Raw genomic sequence first — 3683 nt, 5'->3', positions numbered from 1 at the left:
TAACAATATGGCGCTGATACGCCTGTTTTTTCGTTGGCAGGAATAAACCCCAGCTTTGTGGTAAAACCTTTCTCCCTTAATGGAACCCTGACAAAAATAATCTCAAGCTCCTTAGCCACGATCATTTTTTTAATACGCTGGGCATACCACCAGTCACCGACGCCAACCCGATTTTTACTCATAATCGTTCCAATGAGTTTTGCCAGTTTGAAGTCGCCCTGAGTGAAGTAGTATTACGCTATTTTGCTCCCTTTTTCTGCACCGTATAATTGTTGTACGCTGATGCCTATGGGAACAATTGTATTCAAAAAGGCTCTGACGATTGCCCGTCCTACGCGCAGATACTGAAGTCCTTTTCCAGTTGACACAGCTCTTACCTTAGAACAATCTCATCCGGAAAAGCAATCCTTCGGGAAATGTTCCACATTTTATCTATATAGGCAGTGGTATAGGCCTGTTCAATATAATGATAATAATATGCCGCCTTTTCGGACAACCGGTATTGGCCTTTTTCATTGTGGATCAAGCCCATTTGTTCTAAAGCCCAAAGCTCAAAGCCAAACATTTTTTTGAGCGGAACACCCACTATAGCTTCAAATTTATCGGGAGAAATACTCATGGAGTAGGCGCTCCAAAATAGGAAATATACCGCCCTCTGCCGTTCGGTAAATTCCAGAGTTAAGGAGGTAGGCAATTGCTTGGACTCTACCCGCTTTATGTATCCCTCGATGGAAAAGGTATTTATTTTGAAGCTGCTTTGCAGTAATGTAGTAGCAGATACTCCAAAGCCTAAGAAGTTATCTCTCGTAATAGAAGAATATTTCTTCGTCCCGGGATTTGCAAAGGTCCAAACAGAGGTTCTATCTTGTCCTATGCTCCGGCAATGAGCAGTAAGAGCCTGCAGCATCCGTTTTTTGCTCTTTTGAGATAAAGGTTTATAATTATTATCTGCAAAAGTAAAGTCAATGAAAGGGTAAGTGGAAATCTGAGTTGCCCCACACTGGAAAGCTGTATTTATGTCTTCTATTAATATTTCATCGGTTTGTCCAGGGATGCCAAAAATTAAGTCGACGTCTACAACATCAAAATCAGCCTTTCTTGCAAGTTTAAGCCTATCAATAAAGGAATGGCCACATCGTCCCAGTTTGCGAAGACAATCACTGTGAAACGACTGTATTCCCACACTCACCATAGTGACGCCTGCTAGTTTAAGCTTCTCTAGGTTTCCCTCGTTGATATCATCTGGGTGCAGTTCCACACCTATGCCATCAGTAATGTCGAAGTATCGCTTTAATTTATTAATAATGTCTGCCAAATCATCGATCATTAAGGCCGGTGTACCTCCGCCAAAATATAGGCTTGACGCCCTCTTTTTATTCTTTATATATTGTCCTACCAAATCAATTTCCTTTAATAAAGCTGTTTTGTACCTAGCGGCTGTTTCACTATTGTAGACTACCTTGCAGTAAGGGCAAAAACTACACAATGACCTACAGAAAGGGATGTGCACATATAGCCCTAAATCTTGTAGATTCTCAAAAGGCAGCCGATTTCTATACTTACCCTTAAAGCAAAATGGCTTAAAAGAACGCGTTAAATACATTCGCATAATGTTTGTAAGCAGCATGATATACTCCTTATTGGGTCTTCCTGGAACCAAGCCGCCAAACCCACGGCAGAAATACAAGGTAACCGGCAAGGCCATGATCATCTACTTATCTATTTCCATTCCGTCAGGGCTAGCGCATGGTACTTAACATTAGCCGCCCGGGGTAAGCCTTTTGCCGGCGCGCTGGAACCGCTGGGCCAATGCTTGGCCAAAGTTGGCTATGGCCAGCCCAAAAAGTATGACTAGGCCTCCTAACCATTGCACCTTAGTAAGTTGCTCGGCTAGGACAATTTGAGCCGTAATCAGGCCGGTTACTGGAACGAGCAAAGATAAAGGTGCCACTTTGCTGGCCGGATACTTAGACAGCAAATTGCTCCAGGCCCCAAAACCAAACAGGGTGGCCCCAACCACCAGGTAGACTACGGCAAATATGGATTGAGCGTTTAGGCTGCTCAGGGCCCGCCACAAGGTTTCGGGAGTATTTAGCATCAAGGCCAGGGCTAATAAAGGTAGTGGAGGCACCAGGCTGGACCATACCAGCAGGCTTAAGCCATTTAATTGCTCTCCCCGGGACGCGGCTCGATCCGCGGCCAGCCTGACAATTATGTTGGACAGCCCCCAGAAAGCCGCGCCAGAGGCAGTCAAAAGTAAAGCTGCGGGCGGAATAGATGTCAGCGCATCTACCCCTGAGTTGCTCCCTACTAAATAAAGCCCTACAGAGGCCACTACCAGGCCCACTACTTGTTCCGGTCTCATGACTTCCCGAAGGAACACCACCCCCAAAAGAAGGGTAAAGAAGGCCTGAGACTGCATAACCACCGAGGCAATGCCCGCCGGCATTCCAATTTCCATGGCGTAAAACAAACAGGCAAACTGCCCCACGCCAACAGTTAACCCATAAGCGAGACAATAATACCATTCTACGTTGGGTCGCTTGATAAAGGCTATTGCTGGCAGAGCTGTAAAGGTGTAGCGTAGGGCCACTAATAACATAGACGGCACGCCAGCCAGCCCTAATTTGATCACGGTAAAATTAGCGCCCCACACAGTTACCACCAACAGTGCCAGGATAAGGTCTTTTCTGCGCATGATTATCCCCCTCGGCGATAGCATGAGTTTGCAAGGCCGCTTCCACAGCCATAGCGATGGAAGCGGTCGGGAACCAAGGCTCAGCGAGAACCGATCCAATAACAACCGGCGGCAATAACGCCGGACAAATGAAATATGGCTTGGAGTTAAGCATCGTAGGGGTGCGTCCAGCCGTTGGGCCGCCCACCAAAAATACGATGGCGCAAATGGCCACGGATATTATAGCTAGCATCTGAATGATCTTTAAAGTCCTGCCAGCATAACCCTTAGGCTTTAGCATGGCAGACTTTTTCATAATGCTCTAGTTTCGCTTTATTGTTTGGGAATAAGCCCCAAGCCTTTTGTACTCTCCTTACCATCATCGGATTTTAGCCAACCAATGACACGTCTAGCGCTGTGGCCTACGGGTAAGTCCCTTCGTACAACGGCATAATAGGCATCGGCAAGAGGATATGAGCCATCCGCTATGCTTTCTTCGAAGGGGACTACACCTTCAAATGCGAGCATCTTTAACTTCTCGTCAATCCCTGTGATTTCTCCCATGTTTTTTAAGTAAGCGTACAGAGTATATCCAAGGGCACGGTTTTCTCATCATTATTCTCTCCTCGCACAATGCAAATTCTAATGGGTATTAAACTTGTTGTGCTTATTGGTCAGCATATATACATAGTGCAAGCTGTCACCCCTTAATGATGGTTCGCCCCACTCAGGATGACAGAAAAAGGCTCCTTTATTTCATTCAGAATGAGAAAATGCATAGTATAGACCACTACCTCTTTAAGATTCACGGCTGCGCTCAGAATAACAAAAAAGCCTCTCCATTACATTTGGGATGGCAAAAAATATCCCACAAAGAATAAATCCTTAATACTAATTATCTATTTCACCCCTGCGTAGTTTTCTCGTTGCGCTTTACCAGCCTCATTTTTAAAACTTATTACTCGCATTTGCGGCCGCATCTATCTTGTCCGAGCAAAGTGCGACG

General features: G+C 45.5%; 3 protein-coding genes. All 3 read right to left on the bottom strand.

Going from position 1 to position 3683, the window contains the following annotated elements:
- Positions 1-182, bottom strand: a 182-nt coding sequence (locus tag GX016_08040) for a hypothetical protein (GenBank protein ID HHT71509.1), incomplete at its 3' end; no start/stop codon positions are given.
- A 191-nt stretch (positions 183-373) separates the two neighbouring features.
- Positions 374-1627 (bottom strand): radical SAM protein, encoded by a 1254-nt coding sequence (locus GX016_08035; protein HHT71508.1) that lies wholly within the window; start codon positions 1625-1627, stop codon positions 374-376.
- Positions 1628-1759: 132 nt separating this feature from the next.
- Complete coding sequence (locus GX016_08030) at positions 1760-2698, bottom strand: EamA family transporter (GenBank protein ID HHT71507.1); 939 nt, start codon at positions 2696-2698, stop codon at positions 1760-1762.
- Positions 2699-3683 lie beyond the last annotated feature (985 nt).

The sequence above is a fragment of the Bacillota bacterium genome (genome assembly GCA_012837285.1).
In the GTDB taxonomy this organism is placed as follows: domain Bacteria; phylum Bacillota; class DTU030; order DUMP01; family DUMP01; genus DUNI01.
Note: the sequence above shows the minus strand (reverse complement) of the source record. Positions and strands in the feature narration are given on the sequence as shown.